General features: G+C 54.8%; 15 protein-coding genes and 2 tRNA genes. 11 read left to right on the top strand and 6 right to left on the bottom strand.

Going from position 1 to position 20,111, the window contains the following annotated elements:
* The first annotated feature begins 92 nt into the window (after positions 1-92).
* From HQ37_RS05825 to mraY, 7 genes are all read left to right on the top strand, one after another.
* Complete coding sequence (locus HQ37_RS05825) at positions 93-1,025, top strand: DUF4959 domain-containing protein (protein WP_036881412.1); 933 nt, start codon at positions 93-95, stop codon at positions 1,023-1,025.
* 123 nt (positions 1,026-1,148) lie between these two features.
* Complete coding sequence (locus HQ37_RS05820; RefSeq protein ID WP_036881410.1) at positions 1,149-4,064, top strand: M60 family metallopeptidase; 2,916 nt, start codon at positions 1,149-1,151, stop codon at positions 4,062-4,064.
* A 564-nt stretch (positions 4,065-4,628) separates the two neighbouring features.
* Entirely contained in the window at positions 4,629-5,549 is a 921-nt protein-coding gene (rsmH, locus tag HQ37_RS05815) for a 16S rRNA (cytosine(1402)-N(4))-methyltransferase RsmH (RefSeq protein ID WP_036881409.1), read from the top strand.
* 30 nt (positions 5,550-5,579) lie between these two features.
* Positions 5,580-6,059 (top strand): FtsL-like putative cell division protein, encoded by a 480-nt coding sequence (locus HQ37_RS05810; RefSeq protein ID WP_036881407.1) that lies wholly within the window; start codon positions 5,580-5,582, stop codon positions 6,057-6,059.
* Positions 6,060-6,090: 31 nt separating this feature from the next.
* Entirely contained in the window at positions 6,091-8,382 is a 2,292-nt protein-coding gene (locus tag HQ37_RS05805; protein WP_052080806.1) for a penicillin-binding protein, read from the top strand.
* Between the two features lie 30 nt (positions 8,383-8,412).
* A complete protein-coding gene (locus HQ37_RS05800) occupies positions 8,413-9,891 on the top strand; it encodes a UDP-N-acetylmuramoyl-L-alanyl-D-glutamate--2,6-diaminopimelate ligase (protein ID WP_081951784.1) in 1,479 nt (492 codons plus the stop codon).
* Positions 9,892-9,940: 49 nt separating this feature from the next.
* Complete coding sequence (gene mraY, locus HQ37_RS05795) at positions 9,941-11,200, top strand: phospho-N-acetylmuramoyl-pentapeptide-transferase (protein ID WP_036881405.1); 1,260 nt, start codon at positions 9,941-9,943, stop codon at positions 11,198-11,200.
* Between the two features lie 111 nt (positions 11,201-11,311).
* On the opposite strand, the gene HQ37_RS05790 is transcribed toward mraY, so the two are convergent.
* Entirely contained in the window at positions 11,312-12,298 is a 987-nt protein-coding gene (locus HQ37_RS05790; protein WP_036881550.1) for a glycosyltransferase, read from the bottom strand.
* A 20-nt stretch (positions 12,299-12,318) separates the two neighbouring features.
* On the bottom strand, positions 12,319-13,794 hold the full coding sequence (gene cysS / locus HQ37_RS05785; protein ID WP_036881547.1) for a cysteine--tRNA ligase: 1,476 nt from the start codon (positions 13,792-13,794) through the stop codon (positions 12,319-12,321).
* A gap of 255 nt (positions 13,795-14,049) precedes the next feature.
* On the opposite strand from cysS, the gene HQ37_RS05780 reads away from it, so the two are divergent.
* The 4 genes from HQ37_RS05780 to HQ37_RS05765 all read left to right on the top strand — a co-directional run bounded on the left by HQ37_RS05780 (position 14,050) and on the right by HQ37_RS05765 (position 15,102).
* On the top strand, positions 14,050-14,304 hold the full coding sequence (locus HQ37_RS05780) for a type B 50S ribosomal protein L31 (protein WP_036881403.1): 255 nt from the start codon (positions 14,050-14,052) through the stop codon (positions 14,302-14,304).
* Positions 14,305-14,534: 230 nt separating this feature from the next.
* Positions 14,535-14,608: transfer RNA gene (locus tag HQ37_RS05775), tRNA-Asn, on the top strand.
* Positions 14,609-14,628: 20 nt separating this feature from the next.
* A tRNA-Asn gene (locus HQ37_RS05770) sits at positions 14,629-14,702 on the top strand.
* Between the two features lie 85 nt (positions 14,703-14,787).
* Positions 14,788-15,102 (top strand): YbjQ family protein, encoded by a 315-nt coding sequence (locus HQ37_RS05765; RefSeq protein WP_036881545.1) that lies wholly within the window; start codon positions 14,788-14,790, stop codon positions 15,100-15,102.
* Positions 15,103-15,203: 101 nt separating this feature from the next.
* Here the strand turns inward: HQ37_RS05765 and HQ37_RS05760 are convergent, their stop codons facing one another.
* The 4 genes from HQ37_RS05760 to HQ37_RS05745 form a co-directional block, all read right to left on the bottom strand.
* Entirely contained in the window at positions 15,204-15,854 is a 651-nt protein-coding gene (locus HQ37_RS05760; RefSeq protein ID WP_036881401.1) for a carbohydrate-binding family 9-like protein, read from the bottom strand.
* A 48-nt stretch (positions 15,855-15,902) separates the two neighbouring features.
* Positions 15,903-16,541, bottom strand: coding sequence for a LysE family translocator (locus HQ37_RS05755; RefSeq protein ID WP_036881543.1), 639 nt, complete (start codon positions 16,539-16,541; stop codon positions 15,903-15,905).
* A 72-nt stretch (positions 16,542-16,613) separates the two neighbouring features.
* Positions 16,614-18,950, bottom strand: coding sequence for a trypsin-like peptidase domain-containing protein (locus tag HQ37_RS05750; protein ID WP_152566805.1), 2,337 nt, complete (start codon positions 18,948-18,950; stop codon positions 16,614-16,616).
* A 37-nt stretch (positions 18,951-18,987) separates the two neighbouring features.
* Positions 18,988-19,719 (bottom strand): SDR family oxidoreductase, encoded by a 732-nt coding sequence (locus HQ37_RS05745; RefSeq protein WP_036881541.1) that lies wholly within the window; start codon positions 19,717-19,719, stop codon positions 18,988-18,990.
* Positions 19,720-20,111: the final 392 nt, after the last annotated feature.

The following is a 20,111-nucleotide window of genomic DNA, read 5'->3' as shown; positions in this document are numbered from 1 at the left end:
TCTTCGTCCTTGAGTGGGTGGCGATACTGTCTCCCACTCGAGGAATGAGGATGAGGTAACTAGTTAAACTATCAAAGTACATCAAATAGATTATGAAAAAGATATTTATGTATGCCCTCGTGGGCGTCCTAGGGCTTACGTCTCTGACTAGCTGTAAGGATGATGACAAGGGGCCAGCTCCTACTGCTATCGAAGCCTCTAGCTTTACTACCGAGAGCTCTCCAGGTGCAGTGAAGATCTCTTGGACTAACCCTGCTAACGCCAACCACAAGTATGTGCGTGTTACATTCATCCATCCTGAGACCAAGAAGCAGATCGTTCGTCTAGCCAGTATTCATGCTGACTATATCCTCATCGATGGTCTGCTCGGTCGTTATGGTGAGATCGCCTTCACACTAACGCCTGTAAGCAAGACTGGAGTAGAGGGTAAGTCTCACACGGTGAGCGCAGCAGCTCAGCCTCTACCCAAGACAATTAAGGTAAACCTTCAGAGCGAGAAGGCTCAGACTTTCGTAGCCGATGGTGAGGGTAAGTCTGTTTGGGTATCTACCCTGCAGGTGGGTGAGGGTTCTCTGGCAGAGCTCTTCGATGGCAACCCCAACACCTACTACCACGGGCAGTGGTACAATGGTGGTAATGGCCCGATGCCTCACTACATTGTGCTTAAGCTCGAGCAACCTACTCGTGCCTTTAAGATCTTCATGAAGGCTCGCCACAATAAGGCTGCTGATGCTCCTAAGACCTTCAATTTCCTCGTCAGCAATACATTCAGCGAAGAAAATGTGAAGAATCCTAGCCAGCACAATGCCGTCAAGGTAGCTGAGTATGCCAGTGGCCCTGCTAACACGAATGGTTCAGAGTGGAATAGCCCTGTGGTACAGCTCGATGAGCCCTTTGTTTACGTATGGATTGAGATCCATACCCTACATAGCGGTAAGAACTGGCCTACACTCGCAGAGCTGAGAGCTTGGACTTATAAGCTCAATAGCTTCGACCCTGAGACAGGTGAGACGGTAGAGATCTAGGTCTCTCTATTGATCGGAGGACGAGCTCCTCTGTGCCTGGTATATAATATGTAAGGCGAAGGTCAAGGTAAGCCCCGGACTTAGGGCTACTCTGGCCTTCGCCTTGTCTAAATCAAGCAACTCATGAACAAGTATTTTATTTCTCTTTTTGTTACCCTCTCGCTCGTCCTGACAGCTGGTATTCTCTACTCTTGCAAGAAGGATAATGGCGGGGGCAGCAAGCCCGACGCTCCCTATGTTGAGATCCCGAAGGATGTCATAGACTTCAAGAGCGACGAGACGAGCCCTCGCTCGATATCTATCCGCACCAATGTAGATTACTGGACGGCTAAGAGTAGTGAATCATGGTGCCACGTTCGTCGCTCGGGCAAGGTGCTCCACATCCAGTTAGATCGGAGCACAGACTTCAAGATCCGTCAGGCCAAGATTACTCTAACCTTCGGAGAGATTGTTAAGACGATTACAGTTCGCCAGTTGGGTAGTGAACCTACTATTCTTGTAGACCGTCAGATCCTCATGGTTAGTGCAGCTGGTGGCGGGCTTGACTTTGTCGTTACGACCAATGTTGATGTTACTCTCAAGCTCCCTTCCTGGATTGTGAAGCCCTCCGAATCTCGCTCTGCGGAGCTGAAGAAGCTAAAGTTTGACTATGTAGCTGAGCCTAACCCATCAGATCAGCCTCGGACGGAGAATATCGAGGTAATTTCGAGCACTCTATCTGAGGGTCAGACTGCCCCTACGACAGTCCGTATTGCTGTGACACAGAAGGGTATCTCTAACTATGACCCCTCTAATGCAGACGACATCAAGGGCGATCTCAAGCTCAAGGTAGTGCGTGGTACTGCAACCTCTTATCAGTCCAATGGAGGAGAGATCGAGAACTCCTTCGACAACAACTACGAGACGATTTATCACTCTAATTGGAGCAATGGTGGGGAGGGTTATTTCCCTATTACCCTGACCTATACGTTGGAGAATGAGTCGGAGGTAGATTATCTGATCTATCATCCTCGTAAGAAGGGCAATGATAATGGTAACTTTCGCCGAGTAGCTATTGCCTATAGTCTCGATGGTGTCGAGTATAAGGATCTTGTTGAGAGGGATTTCGGTGGAACGAAAGAGCCTGCGCGAGTAGAGTTTGCAGGGGGGCCTATACGTGCCAAACATTTCCGTTTTGTTGTCAAGAGTGGTTCTGGAGATGGTCAAGGCTTTGCAGCCTGCTCGGAGATGGAGTTTTACGCCAAGCGTCCAGATGCCTTCGATTACAAGAGCCTCTTCACTGATGAGCTTTGTACAGACCTCAAACCTGGCATTACGGAGGAGGATGTGAAGGCGTGCAAGTACCCTTTCTATCGCAATTTGGCCTATCATATGCTCAAGGATAGGTACGATCGAGAGTTTCGTGTGGCAGAGTTCAAGGCTTGGGCCGATCCTCGGATCATGTCGGCCACGCATAAGACGAATCCCTATTCGCTCCTAGACAATCCTACAGGGATCTCGGTCAAGGAGAATGAAGATCTGGTAATTTTCGTCGGTGAAACTCACGGTCATGATCGCCTTGCAATCCGTGTGCAAAATCTCAACAAGCCTGGTGGTGATGGTTTCGGCGATGGTATCACCTATCCGCTACACAAGGGGGTGAATAAGATTCGCATGACCAGACCTGGTCTCGTTTATGTGATGTATCACACCAGCACACTCGAGGCAGCAGAGACGGCCAAACCCATCAAGATGCACTTTGCCAGTGGTCGTGTCAATGGCTACTACGACAACGAGAAGCCAGAGCATAAGGGTCGCTGGAAGGAGCTCCTGGACAAGGCTGTTGATCCCTACTTCGATGTGCTGGGTAAGTTCGTACACCTGACTTTCCCAACCAGTTCGTATAAGGAGTTTGTCCCCAGTGGAGAGGCTCTAGCTAAGAAATATGATGCAGTCGTCGATGCTGAGATGCATCTGTTGGGGCTCTATCAGAAGGGTCGCAGACCCTTTGCCAATCGTATGTACATGCATGTAATGTATCATCAGTATATGTATGCTACTTCTTATCACACGGGCTACAACGTTACTACGGCCAAGGAGGTACTCTCCATCGAGGGTGTGAGTATCTGGGGGCCAGCCCATGAGATCGGCCATATGAATCAGACACGTCCAGGAATGATGTGGATCGGGATGACCGAGTGTACGGTGAACATCAAGTCCGCCTATGTACAGACAACGGTCTTCAATCACCCCTGTCGTGTACAGGTAGAGAATATGAACTCTGCTCGTCCGCACAACCGTTACACTAAGGCTTGGAATGAGATCATCATCCCCGAGTTGCCACACTCTTACGGCCCTGATGATGACAAGACTTCGGGACAGAACTTGCGCAAGTCGGATGTATTCGTTCAGCTGATCCCCTTCTGGCAGCTCGAGCTCTACTTCGGTAAGGTACTCGGACGTACGCCCTCGCTCCAGCCTGGTGGCGACAAGGGTGGCTTCTACCCTGACCTCTACGAATACTTCCGCACGCACGATAGTGCTCCCCGACCTCAGCATGGTCATCACCAGACGGAGTTCGCCTATGCGGTGTCTCTCATCTCGGGCTACGATATGACCGACTTCTTCGTTAAGTGGGGCTTCCTGCGCCCTGTGAATAAGGTTGTCAACGACTATGGAGAGGGAAGACTTGAGGTCTCCGAGGCTCGTGTTGCTGAGGTGAAGAAGCGCATTGCAGATCTCAAGCTACCTAAGCTCGGAAATATTCCCATCGAGTACATCACCGACGTGAACTATCCGCTCTTCAAGACCAATCCCAAGGTGGTTGCTGGTAAATACACCGTTGATAATGGTGTCGTTACCCTTACTGGATGGAAGAATGTTGTTGTCTTTGAGGTGATTGAAAAGGATAGTGGTAAGGTCGTCTATGTTGGCGATGGTATCCTCGAGGCCTCAGATAAACCTAAGCTCTATCTTCCCGATTCGATTCAGTGGTCGAAAGATAAGTACAAGGTGGTGGCCGTCTCTTCGACAGGTGAGCGTGTAGACGCTGCCCAGTAGACAGAGCATTCGATGGGCCTAGCCCCTGCCCTCCTGCCGATGAGGTAGGGGCAGGTGCACCTCCCTCGATACCACAATAACCTAAGCGGGGGCGACGAAGCAATAGGCTTCGCCGCTCCCGCTCTTTTTTCTATGTCTCTATAGCCCCCCTCCCTCCTAGTTCCTACTTGTATCTCTATCGAGTGCCTACTTGGGTCTCTGCGGAGCTCCTACTTGTATCTCTATCGAGTGCCTACTTGGGTCTCTGTGGAGCTCCTACTTATATCTCTATCGAGTGCCTACTTGGGTCTCTGCGGAGCTCCTACTTATATCTCTATCGAGTGCCTACTTGGGCCTCTATGGAGCTCTTACTGAGATCTCCGTCAAGCTTCTATCCAAGTATCATTTTCCCCCAAGTAGAGTTTCCCCATCGCCCCCTCGAGGGCTGCGGCATCCGTTTCGTCGAGCTCAGCCCCTGGGGACGAAATAATCTCCTTGTCCGTGGTTGGCGGTATAGTGATTATATCTTAACTTTGTCCATCTCAGTATTTAGTATTTTATAACGCCCCTCTTCTCAGAGTGAATATGCCTACAGATCAGACATATCACATCCCTGTTATGCTCTCGGAGTGTATCGAGGCGATGTGCATAGACCCCGAGGGGTGCTATGTGGATGTAACCTTCGGTGGTGGCGGACATTCGGCCGCCATTCTCTCCCATTTGGGCGAGGGTGGGCGGCTCTATTCCTTTGACCAAGACCCCGATGCGATGGCCAATATTCGTCCGAGCGAGCAGTTCACCTTCGTGGCGGCGAACTTTCGTCACCTAGCTCGCTTCATGGACTACTACGGTGAGCTCGGAGCAGTCGATGCCATCCTCGCTGACCTCGGAGTTTCTTCGCACCACTTCGACGATGCCTCCCGAGGCTTTAGCTTTAGGGACGAAGCCCCGCTGCTGGATATGCGGATGAATACTCGCAGCGGGATCTCGGCTCGAGAGGTAATCAATACCTACGAGGAGGAGCGTTTGGCTAACTTGCTCTATGAGTATGGAGAGCTGCGCCAGAGCCGACAGATCGCCCGACGTATCTGCGAGGCGCGCAGTGCACGAGAGCTGTGTACCATCGGAGATTTGCTCGCTGTGGTGCGTCCTCTCGTTCATCCGAAGCAGGAGAAGAAGGAGCTGAGCTGCATCTTCCAGGCCCTGCGCATCGAGGTCAATGACGAGCTCGGAGCCCTGCGTGAGATGCTCGAGGCCACCCGCCTCGTCCTGCGCCCCGGAGGCCTGCTCGTGGTGATGACCTATCACTCGCTAGAGGATCGACTGGTCAAGAACTTCCTGCGCTCGGGCAGAGCTGACACCAGCCCCGAGGCGCAGATCTATGGGCGAGAGACGCCGCTGTGGCAGATGGTCTCTCGCAAGCCTATTACCCCAAGTGCGGAGGAGGTTGCCCACAATCCCCGAGCCCGCAGTGCCAAGCTGCGCATCGCCCGACTGATTGGCTGAGCGTAGCCCCCTAAGTCCCATGGTACCGCTATGAAGCAAAACTTTCCCAACCCCGATCCTCGGCCCGCTTCGCCTCTATCCTCGAGCGAGCTCGCTGAGCCCATACTCGAGCAGGACGATACCGAGCGTGAGCTCCTAGAGATCCAACGCCGCCGTGCCCGCCTAGTGGGTGAGGAGCAGGAGTCCTTTAGCCTTTGGGGGCGGGGACGGAGCGAGGGTATTGATCCCCGTGGGCTGCGTCGGCACTTGCCCTTTGCCTCCTACCTCCTCGCCTTGGGGATCTTCGCCGTCCTTTGGCCCTACACCATCTCCGACAAGCACCTTGTCGTAGCCAAGCTCGAGGAGGAGGTTGAGCTCCTGCGCAAGAAGAGCTTCTTCTCAGCTGCCGAGCGTATCCGCCTGGAGCGTCTCTCCAGTATTGAGGAGCAGGTCGCTTCACTTGGCTTAGGCCTCGAGCGATCGACCCGCCCTCCCTACCTCCTGAGCCCTCAGCCCGAGAGAGGGGAATAGCCCACTCCTTAGCCTCCAAGCCCCTACGACGATGAAACTCTTCGACAAGTTCAAGCATTGCTTCTCAGGCCTCAGCCTCGACTCCCTAGGACGATACACGCTCCTGGGTGGCATCTTCTTTGCCCTCCTGCTCTACATCCTACTTCGGATTCTGGTCGTGATGTTCGGCTCTGAAGGTCGTCGCTGGCGTGAGGTCGGCAATCAGCTACGCTTACCCACTGAGGTCGTGATCCCTGCCCATCGGGGTACAATCTACTCGAGCGATGCCCGACCTATCGCTGTCATGGCCCCGCATCATAAGCTCGAGTTGGACTTCCAGGCCGATATTCTTGCCCCCCTCTACATCGACGATACGGTCAAAAACGCCAACCCCAAGCTCGCTAAGAAGAGCCAGGAGCTCGCCGATACACTCAAGAAGCATCTCGCCCTACTGGCCGATGCTCTCATCGAGGAGGTTACTGTTGCCCCAGGACAAAAAGCTCTGAACCGTCGAGAGTTACTCGACCGTTGGCACAAGGATTGGAGACGCAGGAAGCGTGGTAGCCTCCTCATCAACGAAATATCTTTTTTGGAATATCAGCGGCTCAAGAACCGAGCCCCACTGCGCATTTGGGATCCGAAGGAGAAGAAGTATCGTAGCGGCTTGCTCCTGAAGATGATCTCTCGGACAGATCGCCTCAGGCGCATTGTCCCCTTCGGCTCGCTAGCCCAGCGAACTATCGGGGGGGTATATCCTATACAGCGGCCCGACTTGACCTGGGGAAGTAGTGGTCTCGAGCTGCACTACGACCGCCTGCTCCGAGGCCAAGATGGCCAGGGCCTCTCGCGCTATCATGGGGGACGTACAGTGGTCGATCAGACCACACCCCCCATCAACGGCGTAGACCTCTACACCACCCTCGACATGAACAAGCAGAACATTCTCGAGGGAGTGCTGCGCCAACGCCTCGTGGAGCTCAGAGCCGAGCGAGGCTCTGCGATTCTGATGGAGGTGCAGACGGGGCGCATCCTCGGACTGACGAACTTGGAGCGAAAGAAGAATGGACGTTATGAGGAGGGGACGAACTATGCCGTCTCGGCATTGGTCGATCCAGGCTCTACCTTCAAGGTAGCTTCGATGATGGTGGCCCTCGAGGATGGCATTGTCCACGAGACAGACCTCATTGATGTGGGCAATGGCCTCTGGCCTGTGGCTGGGGCTGTCGTTCGTGATGAAGGGGCTGGCGGCTCGATCCACCGCCAGCTTACCCCTGGGGAGATCATTGCTCGCTCGAGCAACGTGGGGGTGGCCAAGATCATCTCCCGAGGCTATGCCTCCCGCCCCGACGACTATGTGCAGAAGGTGCGAGACCTGGGCTTCGGCCTCGACCTCGACCTCGAGATCCCAGGCTATGCTCGGGCATCTATTCGCAAACGCTCTGACAACCCCAAGAACTGGTTTGCTACGACCCTGCCCTGGATGAGCCATGGTTATGAGACCCAAATCCCCCCGATCTATACGCTGGCCTTCTACAATGCGATCGCCAACGCAGGCCGCTTCATGCGTCCCTATCTCGTGGACTCGATCTATCACCCGCAGAAGGATAGCATGGGCTACATCCAGCCTCGGGTCATGATCGAGTCGATCTGCTCGCCCGCTACCCTGCACTCCATCCAGGGGATGCTGCGCCAGGTCGTCCTCGAGGGGACGGGGCGCAAGTTACGCTCCGACCTCGTAGCCATCAGCGGCAAGAGCGGTACGGCACAGATCTCTCAAGGTAAACAAGGGTATAAGGACAAGAATACGGACAAGAAGCATGAGGCCTCCTTCTGCGCTTACTTCCCGAGCGAAGCCCCCAAGTACTCGTGCATCGTCGTGATCCGAGAGCCTGCCAAAGAGTTTCGGCCTAGTGGGGGAAGCATGGCTGGCCCTGTGGTGCGAGACCTGGCCGAGGCCCTCCTAGCTCTCGAAGCCCCCATCCCAGTGGATAACCTCTTACCCGAGCCGAACCTCGAGGCCCACCGCTTCCGTCCCATCACGGGGCGCAAGGGTGAGAGTCAGTCCGTGGCCGCTCGCTTGCAACCCTCCTACAAGGGCGATCCGACCATTGCCCCCGACGAATTTGTTCGTATCGAGAGCTCAGGATCTGAAGCTCGACTGCCCGAGCTGAGCCGAGGCATCATCCCCAGCGTCGTCGGCATGACCGCTACCGATGCCATTTATCGCCTAATGTCGCTCGGCTATGTCTGCTCGCTCGAGGGTTCGGGTTTGGTCGTAGCCCAGTCTCTTGCTCCAGGGACGAAGGCTCGCAGCGGCACGAAGATCCGTCTACAACTCCAATAGTCATCATCATCCCCTCCCTCTGCTTGATCTATGAGCCAACTACTTAGTCGCCTATTGCTCGGCTTGCCGCATCAGAACTCCTCTCCAGGCTACGACCCCGAGATCCTTAGTATCACCGACGACTCTCGGCGTGTGCGCCCAGGGAGCCTCTTCGTCGCCGTCCGTGGAGCGGTGCAGGATGGGCATATCTACATCGATAAGGCCCTCGAGGCAGGGGCTGCCGCCATCCTCTGCGAGGAGCTTCCGAGCTCACCCTCGAGCCAGCACTGCTACATCACCGTCGCAGATAGTCGAGAGGCTCTCGGACGCTTGGCCTCGGCTTGGTACGATTACCCCAGTCGAGACCTTAGCATTGTAGGAGTAACTGGGACTAATGGCAAGACGACTATTGCGACCCTGCTCTATCGCCTCTTCCGCTCTGCGGGCTACAGCGTCGGCCTCTTGAGTACGGTCTGCAACTATATCGATGACGAGGTGATCCCCTCGACCCACACAACCCCTGGGGCTCTAGAACTGCAAGCCCTACTCGATCGTATGCGCCAGTCAGGCTGTAGCCATGTCTTCATGGAGGTGAGCTCTCATGCCGCTGAGCAGCGGCGCATCGCAGGAGTCGACTTTAGGGGGGGGATCTTTAGCAATCTTACCCGAGATCACTTGGACTATCATCACAGTGTGCTTAACTATCTCAACGCTAAGAAACGCTTTTTCGATGGCCTCAGTGCCTCGGCCTTTGCCTTGACCAATCTCGATGAGAAGAGTGGTATGGTAATGCTGCAAAACACTCAAGCCCATAAGTACACCTATGCCCTACATAGCATGGCCGATTATAAGGGTTCTATCCTAGAGCGTTATCCCAATGCCATGCTCCTTCAGGTCAATGGCCAGGAGGTTACAACGAGACTAATCGGGGAGTTCAATGCCTACAACTTCTTGGCTGTCTATGGTGCAGCCTGTTTGCTGGGCTTGCCCAGTCAAGAGACTCTTGTGCTGCTCTCTCGCCTTGGCTCAGTTGATGGCCGCTTCGAAACTTTCACCTCCTCCGCTAGAGGCTATACTGCTGTCGTAGACTATGCCCATACGCCAGATGCTTTGGTCAATGTGTTACAGACCTGTCGCTCGCTTATCGGGCACCAGCATCGCCTCGTCTGTGTCGTTGGCTGTGGGGGCGATCGAGACCGAGGCAAGAGGCCCATTATGGCGGCCGAGGCTGCTCGATTGGCCGATCGGGTGATCTTGACCTCAGATAATCCTCGAAGTGAAGATCCAGTTGCAATCATTCAGGAGATGCGAGGAGGAATTCCCCCCGAGGCTGCTGCGAGGGTGCTCTCGATCCTCGATAGGAGCGAGGCGATCCGTACAGCTTGTATGCTGGCCGAGCGAGGCGATATGATCCTCGTCGCTGGCAAGGGACATGAGACCTATCAGGAGATTAAGGGGGTGAAGCACCCCTTCGACGATCGAGAGGTCGTGCGTTCCTTCATTGAGGCCGAGGGGGCGGCCTTATCCTAATCGAGGTACAATCTCAGTAATATCTCAACGAAGACATCAGACTATCATCATGCTATATCATTTATTCGATCTGCTCCAGGACTGGGGTGTGCCAGGCAGCCGCCTGTTCATGTATGTTTCGTTTCGTGTAGGGTTGGCTATCTTGCTTGCTCTGCTTATCTCTACGGTTTTGGGGTCAAGGATTATAGCTCTCTTGCAGAGTAAGCAGATAGGCGAGAGCATACGAGATCTCGGTCTCGAGGGACAGCTCTCCAAGCGTGGTACTCCTACGATGGGTGGGGTAATCATTATCTTGGCTATCCTCATTCCAGTACTGCTGCTTGCTCGACTAGATAATATCTACATCCTCCTGATGATCCTAACAACGATCTTGATGGGTTTACTGGGCTTTATTGATGACTACATTAAGGTCTTTCGCAAGAATAAGGAGGGCCTTGCAGGTCGATACAAGATCCTCGGACAGGTACTCCTTGGACTGATTGTGGGATTCACTCTCTATATGAGTCCAGCTGTGGTGATCAAGGAGAATAGCGAGATCGTGCGCGATGGTAATGTTCGAGAGGTGCGCTTCGAGAAAACGGAGAGGAAGTCCACGCAGACAACCATCCCTTTCGTTAAGAACAACAACTTCGACTATGCTGAGGTACTGCCCATAGATGGGCCTGCCAAGCGAGTTGTAGGCTGGACCCTCTTTGTGATTATGACGGTCTTCGTCGTAACCATGCTCTCTAATTGTGTCAATCTAACGGATGGGATCGACGGCTTGGCCTCGGGCTCTTCGGCCATTGTGGGCGTTGCGCTGGGGATTCTGGCCTATGTGTCCTCGCACTTCGAGATGGCGGGGTATCTGAATATCATGTTCATCCCTGGGGCTGAGGAGCTGGTGATCTTCGCGGCTGCCTTTGTGGGGGCGACGTTTGGCTTCCTGTGGTACAATAGCTATCCCGCTCAGGTCTTTATGGGAGATACGGGTAGCCTGGCCCTCGGGGGGATTATCGGGGTCTTTGCGATCATCATCCGCAAGGAGCTGCTGCTACCGATCCTCTGTGGGATCTTCATCGCCGAGGGGATCTCGGTGATCCTACAGGTAGCCTACTTCAAGTACACGAAGCGTCGTACGGGCGAGGGTAGGCGCATCTTGAGGATGTCCCCGCTGCATCATCACTTCCAGAAGGACTCAAGGGATGGTATTGCTTGCCTCTTTAATCGTCCTGCTCGGTCGATCCCCGAGGCGAAGATCACGATGCGCTTCCTGCTTATCGGCATCATGCTTGCCGTGCTAACGGTTGTAACGCTCAAGATGCGTTAGCCCTCCCTTGCTGGGCCCAAGACCCGAAGGCCTCTGTGTAAAAGGGCCTCTCCCATGAATTGCTTGGATCAGCAGCTCGGGGGAGGGGTTCTTGTCCTTTCTCTAGAGGGGTTATTGGTAGAAGTTGTCCTTGAAGGCTGTGAACTCCCCCTCCTTCATCACATGCTTGCCCCACCAGGCCCGAATGAAGCCCGTGCCATAGCCCCAGAGCTGCACGAATGAGGCGACGACGGCGAGGCCTGCCACCCGAGGTTCTAGCCCCGAGCCTAGGGCATGGAAGAAGAGGATAATACCCAAAAGCAGAAGTAGGGTACTGCCCAGTCCCGAGAGGATGCACAGGGCAGAGAGGAGGGTGAAGAGGGCAGGCAGCCAGTGTACCAGGCGGGTCGAGCCTGGATGCCTCGTCTCTATGTGGATGCGTGCAATGCCTGAGTTGTGCACCTGCTTGAAGAACTTCCCTAGATCGACCCTGCGCTTATGGTAGACGAAGGCCTTGGGGATCAGCCCCACACGAGCTCCCGAGGCGATCAGTCGGAGGCTAAAGTCTATGTCCTCGCCGAAGCGCATCCCCTCGTCGAAGCCCCCTAGCCTTTGGAAGAGGCTGCGTCTGCACCCGAGGTTGAATGAACGAGGTTTGAACTGCTCCATCCCCGAGGCTCTCCCTCCTCGGATGCCACCTGTGGTCAGTGGTGAGGTCATGGCATAGTTGATCGCCTGCTGCATCGGGGTGAAGTCTTTGGATGCAGCATCTGGCCCTCCAAAAGCATCTAGGCCATCGAGGCAAATGCCATGCTCTACCTCCTTGAGATAGCCCTCAGGTAAGGTAACGTCCGAGTCAAGGAAGATGAGGTAGTCTCCTGTCGCTGCCCGAGAACCAAAGTTGCGCGCTCCTGAAGGCCCTGCATTGGGGATAGCCATGTAGATGATGTGTTTGAGGTTAGGGCGCATGAGCTCTACCTCTTGCTTGCAGGTCCTCTCAGACCCATCCTCGACGATGATCAGTTCGTAGTCTACTTCTCTCTGAGCCCTAAGGCTCTCGAGTAGCTCCCGCACTTCGTCGGGGCGGTTGTAGACAGGGACGATGATGCTCAGCTTCATGGCCATTGGGGGCTATGGGGTTACTTGAGTTTCCACTCCGAGCCCTCCTTGGTGTCTTTGATAACGAAGCCGAGGGCTGTCAGTTCGTCTCGGATGCGGTCGCTAGTAGTCCAGTCTTTGTTGCTTTTGGCCTGGGCTCTGAGCGATAGGAGTAGGTCCATTGCCCCTGCGAAGGCCTCATGAGCTCCACCCTCTGCGGTGCGCCGATCGACTAGCCCCAGCAGGTCATGTAAGAAGAGGCGGTAGGTGCTCTTGAGCTCTTCTAGATCGCTTTCACTGATCGTTCCCTGACCGTTGTGGACGGTGTTGATGGCTCGGGCAGCGTCGAAGAGCTCGGCGATGACCGTAGGGCTATTGAGGTCGTCATTGAGGGCTGCATAGCAACGCTCTCGTAGCCCAGACACGGCAACGCTGGTCTCGGTCGAGGCCCTGAGCCCCTCGAGCAATGCTGCGGCATCGAGCAGTCGGCAGAGGCCTTTCTCGGCAGCCACTAGGGCATCATTGCTGAAGTCCACTGTGCCTCGATAGTGCGCACTGAGGATGAAGAAGCGGATGGTCATAGGGTCAAAGGCCTGCTCGAGCAGACGATGCTCTCCGGTGAAGAACTCCTCGAGGGTGATGAAGTTCCCAAGGCTCTTACCCATCTTTTGCCCCCCGATGGTGATCATATTGTTGTGCATCCAGTATCGTACCATCTGCTGCCCCTTTTGGGAGGCTACAGCCTGGGCGATCTCACACTCGTGATGAGGGAAGACGAGATCCATCCCCCCGCCGTGGATGTCAAACTGCTCCCCTAGATATTTGCGTCCCATGGCCGTGCACTCGCAGTGCCAGCCAGGGAAGCCCTCACCCCAGGGGCTAGGCCAGCGCATGATGTGCTCGGGCTGAGCTTTCTTCCACAGGGCGAAGTCTAGGGCAAATCGCTTCTCACTCTGCCCATCTAGCTCTCGGGTGGTGTGCTGCATGTCCTCTAGGTTGCGTCCGCTGAGGCGTCCGTAGCCATAGTCGGCGTCGTAGCGGCGCACGTCGAAGTAGACCGAGCCATTGCTCTCGTAGGCGTAACCAGCTTCGATGATCCGCTTGGTGAGCTCGATCTGCTCGATGATATGTCCCGAGGCCATCGGTTCGATGCTGGGGGGTAGGACGCCGAGCATCTCCATAGCCTTGTGGTAGCGTACGAGGTAATGCTGGACAACCTCCATGGGCTCGAGCTGCTCGAGGCGAGCCTTTTTGGCGATCTTGTCTTCGCCCTCGTCTGCATCCTGCTCGAGGTGTCCTACGTCGGTGATGTTGCGCACATAGCGCACCTTGTAGCCCAGGTGAGTCAGATAGCGAAAGAGTAGGTCGAAAGTGATGGCTGGGCGTGCATGCCCCAGATGGGCGTCGCCATAGACCGTAGGGCCACAGACATAGAGTCCGACGTTGGGGGCTTGGGCAGGGACGAAGACCTCTTTGGTGCGGCTGAGCGTATTGTAAATATGCAAAGGGTGATCCATCATAAGACTAAATACCTATGTTTTATAGTGATTGTGTATGATGCTACAAAGATAGGCAAAAGACCCCAAGTAGCCCCCTGCCACAGTGGCCAGGGCAAGCTCTCGGAGGACTTTGTTGGACTTAAGAGGCTCGCAGTAGGTTTGATGGTATAGATTTTTATCACTACATTTGCAGTCCATTAGGCTCATGATATATACGGTTACCAAGCACGTAGAGTTAGTTAGCAGAATAATAAGTTATTAAAATAAAGCATAATGAAAAAAGGAATCCATCCTGAGAATTATCGTCCTGTAGTGTTCAAGGACATGTCCAACGAAGATGTGTTCATTACACGTTCGACTATGCCCGCCAAGGAAACCATCGAGATCGATGGTGTTACTTATCCGCTGATCAAGGTCGAGATCTCTAGCACCTCTCACCCCTTCTTCACTGGTAAGGCTAAGCTCGTGGATACTGCTGGTCGCGTAGACAAGTTCATGAGCCGCTATGGTAATAGAGCCAAGAAGTAGACACTAGGCCTCCAGGCTCGGCCTCGAGCCTCATCGACCCATATCGCAGGGGTGTGGTCAGCATAGGCTGATCGCACCCCTGTTGCTTCTCGCCCTCCAAGTGCTTAGGACATAGCCTCTAGAGAGTGTGTAGAGTTTCCCTAGTCGATAGGACGAAGATAATTCGTGGGGAGATTTCGCAGTTTCAAAAAAACTTACTACCTTTGCAAGCGCAATAAGCAGAGTAACACTCTTCCTTAGCTCAGTCGGTTAGAGCATCTGACTGTTAATCAGAGGGTCCTTGGTTCAAGTCCAAGAGGAAGAGCTCCCTCAAGGCTTATTCATTCTTCCTTAGCTCAGTCGGTTAGAGCATCTGACTGTTAATCAGAGGGTCCTTGGTTCAAGTCCAAGAGGAAGAGCTTCGCAACTCCCGAGATCTCCAAGAGTGAGGTCTCGGGAGTTTTTATTTACTTTTGCTCCCACTCAATCAATACAAACGAACATATGATTTTATCTACTACCCACACCCTTGAGGGCTATCGCATCGAGCAGTACATCACCATTGTGCATGGGGAGACTATCATCGGAGCAAATTTTTTGCGAGACATCGCAGCTGGCATCCGAGACTTCATCGGCGGACGCTCGAGCTCGTATGAGAGCGTGATCCGTGAGGCGCAAGAGACGGCTAAGGCCGAGATGGCTCAGCGTGCCCACCTCTTGGGGGCGGATGCAGTCATTGGGGTCTCTTTCTCCTATTCAGCTATCGGGAGTAGCATGCTCATGGTTACCTGCTCGGGGACGGCAGTGTGTGCCCGTTAGCCACTCAAGTGGTAGAGGGCACAATGTACAGCCCCCTCACTCGAGAGCTCTCTGTCGGGAGCAGCTCGGGTGAGGGGGCTTTGTATGCTAGAGCTCTTCGTTTACCTAGGGCCGAGGGTGAGCTCTCCGAAGAATTGAGGACGGTGGAAGGCTGGCTCGGCCTCCTCGATCGGAGCCCAGCTCAGGTAATGGGGGTGCTTCGTCCCATCGGCACACTTGTAGAAGTTCGCCCACAGACGCTTGGGGATCTCCCCCTCGGCATAGCCCATAGTCCTCCAAGGGATGAAGGCCTGTAGCTGCCAGCTGTGTAACCCCTCCTCGAGGTTGAGCCGCTGCCCCTGGTGGGTGCTTTGGCGCAGGATCATAGCGTATTCTTCGGCTGAGAAACGAACGCTCTCCTTTGGGCTGCTGTGGTGTGAAGCATAGCACACCCCGGCTGCATTGAACTCGAAGTTGATATAGGCCTCGCCTCGGGAGGGCTGCATGAAAAACTCTACGCAGCTGTCCTCATGCACATAATGCCCATCCCCCTCGGAGAGCGTGCGTAGCTCCAAGCCTCGAACGAAGTAGCTCAAGGCAATGCCCTTACTGGTGTAGGCTAGGTCAACTAGGACAATGGGGTGATAGGGATAGGCCTCTGCCCAATTGAGTGTGTCGATATGTAGGCGAACCCCTTGGGTTTCAAGCTGCAAGGCAAGGCTTTGCCAGTCTAATTGTTCGTGGGGAATGTAGGGGATGGTCGTTCGTTTCATATTGTTCGTATTGGTTGACCTCTCGAAGTCGAGGGGTTGCGTTGGACTCTAGAGGTAGTATTGGATGCCTGAGGCTAGACCATATAGTCCAATGACCATCAGCACGATGGCGATGGTGCGTGCGATCCATTTAACTGGCGTTTGCCCCATCCGTGTGGCGATGTGCGAGACTGCATAGGTAAGCCCCAGCCACCAAATGAGACATCCAGCTACGATGCTCGTCATAGCCCCCAAAATACCTAGGGGGGAAGACTCTGCCGATTGGACGAAGTCAAAGCGAGTATACAGGGGGAGGAAAAGCAGCAAGATGAAAGGGTTCGATAGGGTAACGAAGAAGGCGATGACGACCTTGCGCAGCCCATGCAGCTTGCCTAGGCGACGGCTCGCCGCACGCTTGATCGGAGCACCTGAGTTGAGGAAGAGTACATAGCCAAAGATCACAATGATCACCCCGCCCACGAGGCGCAGCACAGCATCATACTTCGAAACAAAGTCTAGTACTAGGCTTACACCCCAGTAGGCCATCAGAGCGTATAGTAAGTCGCTGATCGTCGCCCCTATGCCTGTCAAGAGACCATCACGCCGACCATTGTACATCGTCTCTCTGAGGCACAGCAAACCCACCGGCCCCATAGGAGCAGAGACGAAGATGCCGATAATGATGCCCTTGAGGATGGTCTCTATCATACTGTGCAGATTGCGCCCTCTCTCCCTAGCCTCGAGGAGAAACAAGCCGCACAAAGGTACTAAAAACTGTGCTTATAGGATGAACTTGAAGGCACTCTTTCGCCTTGCGCCCACGATCTCAGCGATATACGCCCCAGCAGCCAGTATCGAGGGCAGCTCTACGACGCTCTGACCTCGGCTCAGTGGGGCTGTGTGCATCAGTCGTCCGTCCATGCCGTAGACCCTAAGGCGGCAGCCCTCGGGCTGCTCGTCCCCGAGGTAAACATAGATCCGACCCGAGTAGTAATAGTGCTGAATGGCGTCGCCTTGCTGTTCCTCGACCTCAGCCTCCAGAGCGTTGTCTCGGCTGCGCACGAGCAGGTCGATCCAGTAATACCCCTTTCTCTGTGGCTCCCATGTGCCCCAGGGGGCTCTCGTCATCCCACGCCAGCTACGAGGCGAGGTCGCTCGGTGTCGGCCCATGAGGAGTGGGAGGTCTATGGCTTTTTGGTCTATGCGGTGGCAATAGAGCAGATATGTACCCTCTTCTCTAAGAATATTTCGCTCGGGATCTCCATCCACAGCTAGAGCGGGGACGAATACCTCTAGGGTGTCAGTACTCAGACTACGAGGTTCTGGTTTGAAGCCTCCCTGATCCCTTTGGTACTGTGGGAAGGTGGGGCGATGTAGTTGCGTCTGCCATTGTGCGGGCTCGAGGCTGCCATCAGCTCGATACTTCGAGAGTCCGATCTCCAGCGGCGGGATGCCTTGCTCTAAGTCCTTCCTCCCCTCAAAGACGATGTAGGCTCCTAGCAGCTCATATTCTCCTGAGCTTAGGCGAATTGTATTGCCAACGCCATTGACTCTGCTATCGCTCGAGAGGCTGCCGAGACCCTCAGTCCCGAGCGAGCCATAGAGGCCGCTGATACGCTGTATCCGTCTGTCCTCGTGTGGGTCTAATCCTGGGCACTCAAGCTCTCCCGAGGCATTGGGATCTAGCCAGGGAGCTAGGCTGCTGACAGGGCCCTCTGCCTCGCCCCCTCGCCAAGCGGTGTGCAGGGCGAAGTAGTAGTCATCCGAAGGATAATCGCAGAAGGAGCGTCCGCCCGTTAGAGCTCCGATGATGCGTCCTCGGGCATCGAAGAGGGGCGAGCCCGAGCTGCCTGCGGCGGTCGTCCCGATAGCCCAGCGACGGATCTGCCAATGCTTTCCTTGCCAGGCATGCACTAGATCTATGGTGTAGTCTTTGATCTCCAGTCGTTTGTCTTCTGTCTGCGAATAGCGTTTGGGTAGACCTCTCGGATGATGAATCCCATAAAAAGGCCCCGAGGGCTGGGGTGATAGACTCCAGCCTGCGAAGTAGGCATTGTAGGCGGCGGGGATGGGGACTGGTCGTCCATCAGACCCCGTTGGTAGACCCGTGATGCGGATGAGGCACATATCACTCTCGGGGTTGTAGGCCGTGAGCTCTCCTCCACTGAGCGAGTGCTCTTCGCTGGCATGGATATTCCCTAGTGGATAGGGGCTCTCGAAGCCGAAGAAGAAGACTGTCGAGGCTACACGCGCTTTGATACCCTCGAGCTCGATATCTGGGTCATAATTGTTGTTGAAGGTATGTAGGGCGGAGAGGATATATGGGGTGCCATCCTGTCGAGTATTGTTGATGAGTGCCCCCGAGCAGAGGTAGATCCCTCGGACGATGCATAGGACGACGCTGCGGCTCTGTGCCTTCACCTCAGGATGTAGGAGGATATTGGGGGCACAGTTGTAGTCTCCTTTCACTCGCTCAGTGTGGAAGGGCGGCTCTCCAGGCTTCTGAGGCAGGCCTGTGCTTCGGATCTGCCCTAGGTCTCTGTAGGCATGATAGAGCTCAGTGATGACGAAGGGCTCTTGCCCCTCCTGCCCCGAAGGAGCTAGATAGAGTAGGCGCAGTCGCTCGCCTCTCACGGGGGCTAGGTGTAGCAGTCCATCAGGGCTATTGTTGTAGTGGGTGAATGCCCCTCTTATGCGTCCGTCCTCCCCCTGTAGGTAGAGCGCACTGCCCTCGGGCAGGTGGTATTGCTCGAGGCGCAGGCCGATGCTGCGAGCCCCTGGGCTGATGATCTCCAGTTGCCATAGTTGGCCCTGCCCTTGGACATCGCTCCAAACGCCACTACTGGTGGGCGAGAGCTCTAGCTTGCGAGGTATGGCGAAGGGGAGTAGGCGTAGCGAGCTGGGTACACTGCGCTCTATACGTTCAGCCTCGGCGATACCCACAGGGGCAAGGCGGAGCGTCGCCTGTCCTCGTACTGCTACCTGCTCAAGCTCGAGCAGAGTCTCTCGGGAGAGATCGAGAGGGCGGTGTATCCTATATTGGGCATCAGCAGGCCTAGGGCAGAGCAGCAGTAGGAGTAACCACCACAATGAGCTGAGGCGAAGTCTTTGTATCATATCATGCATGCTAAGAGATCGGACGTGTGCTTCCGGGTCAAAAGGAGAGGGCGATACGCTCCCAAAGCACTCGAGGTACGAGCCTCCATAGGCCTACCAAGATGCGGTATCGCCAGTCAATCGTGCGGACACGCTCGCCTCGATTGATGGCCTGCACGATTGTTTGGGCAACAACCTCTGCTCGCATGAGCATCGGGTAATGCCCCCCTCCACTCAGTAGTGGTGTGTCTACGAAGCCAGGGCGTATCTCTGTGATCTGCACCTCCGGGAGCTCTCTGATCCGAAGCAGTTGGCTCAGAGCCTGTAGGTAGCAGGCCTGGTAGGCCTTGCTGGCTGAGTAGACCGCAGCAGGGCCTAGGCCTCGAGTGCCAGCGATGGAGGTAATGGCGCAGAGCTGCCCCCTTCCTCGACGAGCAAAATATTCGAAGACATAGTCTATCATACGGGTGAAGCCCACGGCATTGACCTCGAGGGTCTCTCGAGAGGTCTCCTCCGAGAGGCTGAGGCTTTGCCAGCCGACCCCTGAGCTGTGCAGGTAGATGTCTAGCCCACCCATCTCCTCTATCAGTTGTCCGAGCTCTTGGGGGGCATTGTCCGAGCAGACGTCTATATGTCGTATGTACACACGCTCGGGGGCTAGGCTGCGTAGCTGCTCGAGGGGTTCTAGTCGGCGTGCACATACCCCGACGCAGTAGCCTCGCTCTATGTACAGACGAGCTACCTCGAGCCCGATGCCCGAGCTCGCACCCATGATGATTATTCTTTTCATTGTCTCTCGCTTATGATCGTTATGGCTCTCCTCTCCATCTCTTATGTCTAGTGGCAGGGGGAACGCTTGGGACAAAGATAACGATTTGACCTTGTTGCTCCCTTCGTCTTGGTGTTGTTTCTCGGTCATGATCCTCTTAGTTGTTTGGTTGTGCTCTCAGTCGGATTTCGATCGAAACGCTATCTACGACCCCGCTTGAGGTCTCGATACCATCTCTCTTGAGGCTTAGATAGGACCTCACTCGAGGTATAAGTAGGGCCTCACTCGAGATCCTATTAGGATCTTTTTTTGTCTCCTCGTGAGACCTTTTTTGAGGGGGTGTTGAGTGCCAGAGACCTTCTTTGTCCCCTGTAGCTATCCTCTGCCTGATCAACCTCGATTAAGGATGGATG

Origin of the sequence: Porphyromonas sp. COT-239 OH1446 (genome assembly GCF_000768875.1) — a bacterium.
GTDB lineage: Bacteria > Bacteroidota > Bacteroidia > Bacteroidales > Porphyromonadaceae > Porphyromonas.
This window is presented reverse-complemented; position numbering and strand designations above follow the sequence as displayed.

Bases quoted from the DNA above. Each gene is read 5' to 3' on its own strand.
- HQ37_RS05825 (WP_036881412.1), top strand. From the start codon at position 93: ATGAAAAAGATATTTATGTATGCCCTCGTGGGCGTCCTAGGGCTTACG.
- HQ37_RS05820 (WP_036881410.1), top strand. From the start codon at position 1,149: ATGAACAAGTATTTTATTTCTCTTTTTGTTACCCTCTCGCTCGTCCTG.
- rsmH (WP_036881409.1), top strand. From the start codon at position 4,629: ATGCCTACAGATCAGACATATCACATCCCTGTTATGCTCTCGGAGTGT.
- HQ37_RS05810 (WP_036881407.1), top strand. From the start codon at position 5,580: ATGAAGCAAAACTTTCCCAACCCCGATCCTCGGCCCGCTTCGCCTCTA.
- HQ37_RS05805 (WP_052080806.1), top strand. From the start codon at position 6,091: ATGAAACTCTTCGACAAGTTCAAGCATTGCTTCTCAGGCCTCAGCCTC.
- HQ37_RS05800 (WP_081951784.1), top strand. From the start codon at position 8,413: ATGAGCCAACTACTTAGTCGCCTATTGCTCGGCTTGCCGCATCAGAAC.
- mraY (WP_036881405.1), top strand. From the start codon at position 9,941: ATGCTATATCATTTATTCGATCTGCTCCAGGACTGGGGTGTGCCAGGC.
- HQ37_RS05790 (WP_036881550.1), bottom strand. From the start codon at position 12,298: ATGAAGCTGAGCATCATCGTCCCTGTCTACAACCGCCCCGACGAAGTG.
- cysS (WP_036881547.1), bottom strand. From the start codon at position 13,794: ATGGATCACCCTTTGCATATTTACAATACGCTCAGCCGCACCAAAGAG.
- HQ37_RS05780 (WP_036881403.1), top strand. From the start codon at position 14,050: ATGAAAAAAGGAATCCATCCTGAGAATTATCGTCCTGTAGTGTTCAAG.
- HQ37_RS05765 (WP_036881545.1), top strand. From the start codon at position 14,788: ATGATTTTATCTACTACCCACACCCTTGAGGGCTATCGCATCGAGCAG.
- HQ37_RS05760 (WP_036881401.1), bottom strand. From the start codon at position 15,854: ATGAAACGAACGACCATCCCCTACATTCCCCACGAACAATTAGACTGG.
- HQ37_RS05755 (WP_036881543.1), bottom strand. From the start codon at position 16,541: ATGATAGAGACCATCCTCAAGGGCATCATTATCGGCATCTTCGTCTCT.
- HQ37_RS05750 (WP_152566805.1), bottom strand. From the start codon at position 18,950: ATGATACAAAGACTTCGCCTCAGCTCATTGTGGTGGTTACTCCTACTG.
- HQ37_RS05745 (WP_036881541.1), bottom strand. From the start codon at position 19,719: ATGAAAAGAATAATCATCATGGGTGCGAGCTCGGGCATCGGGCTCGAG.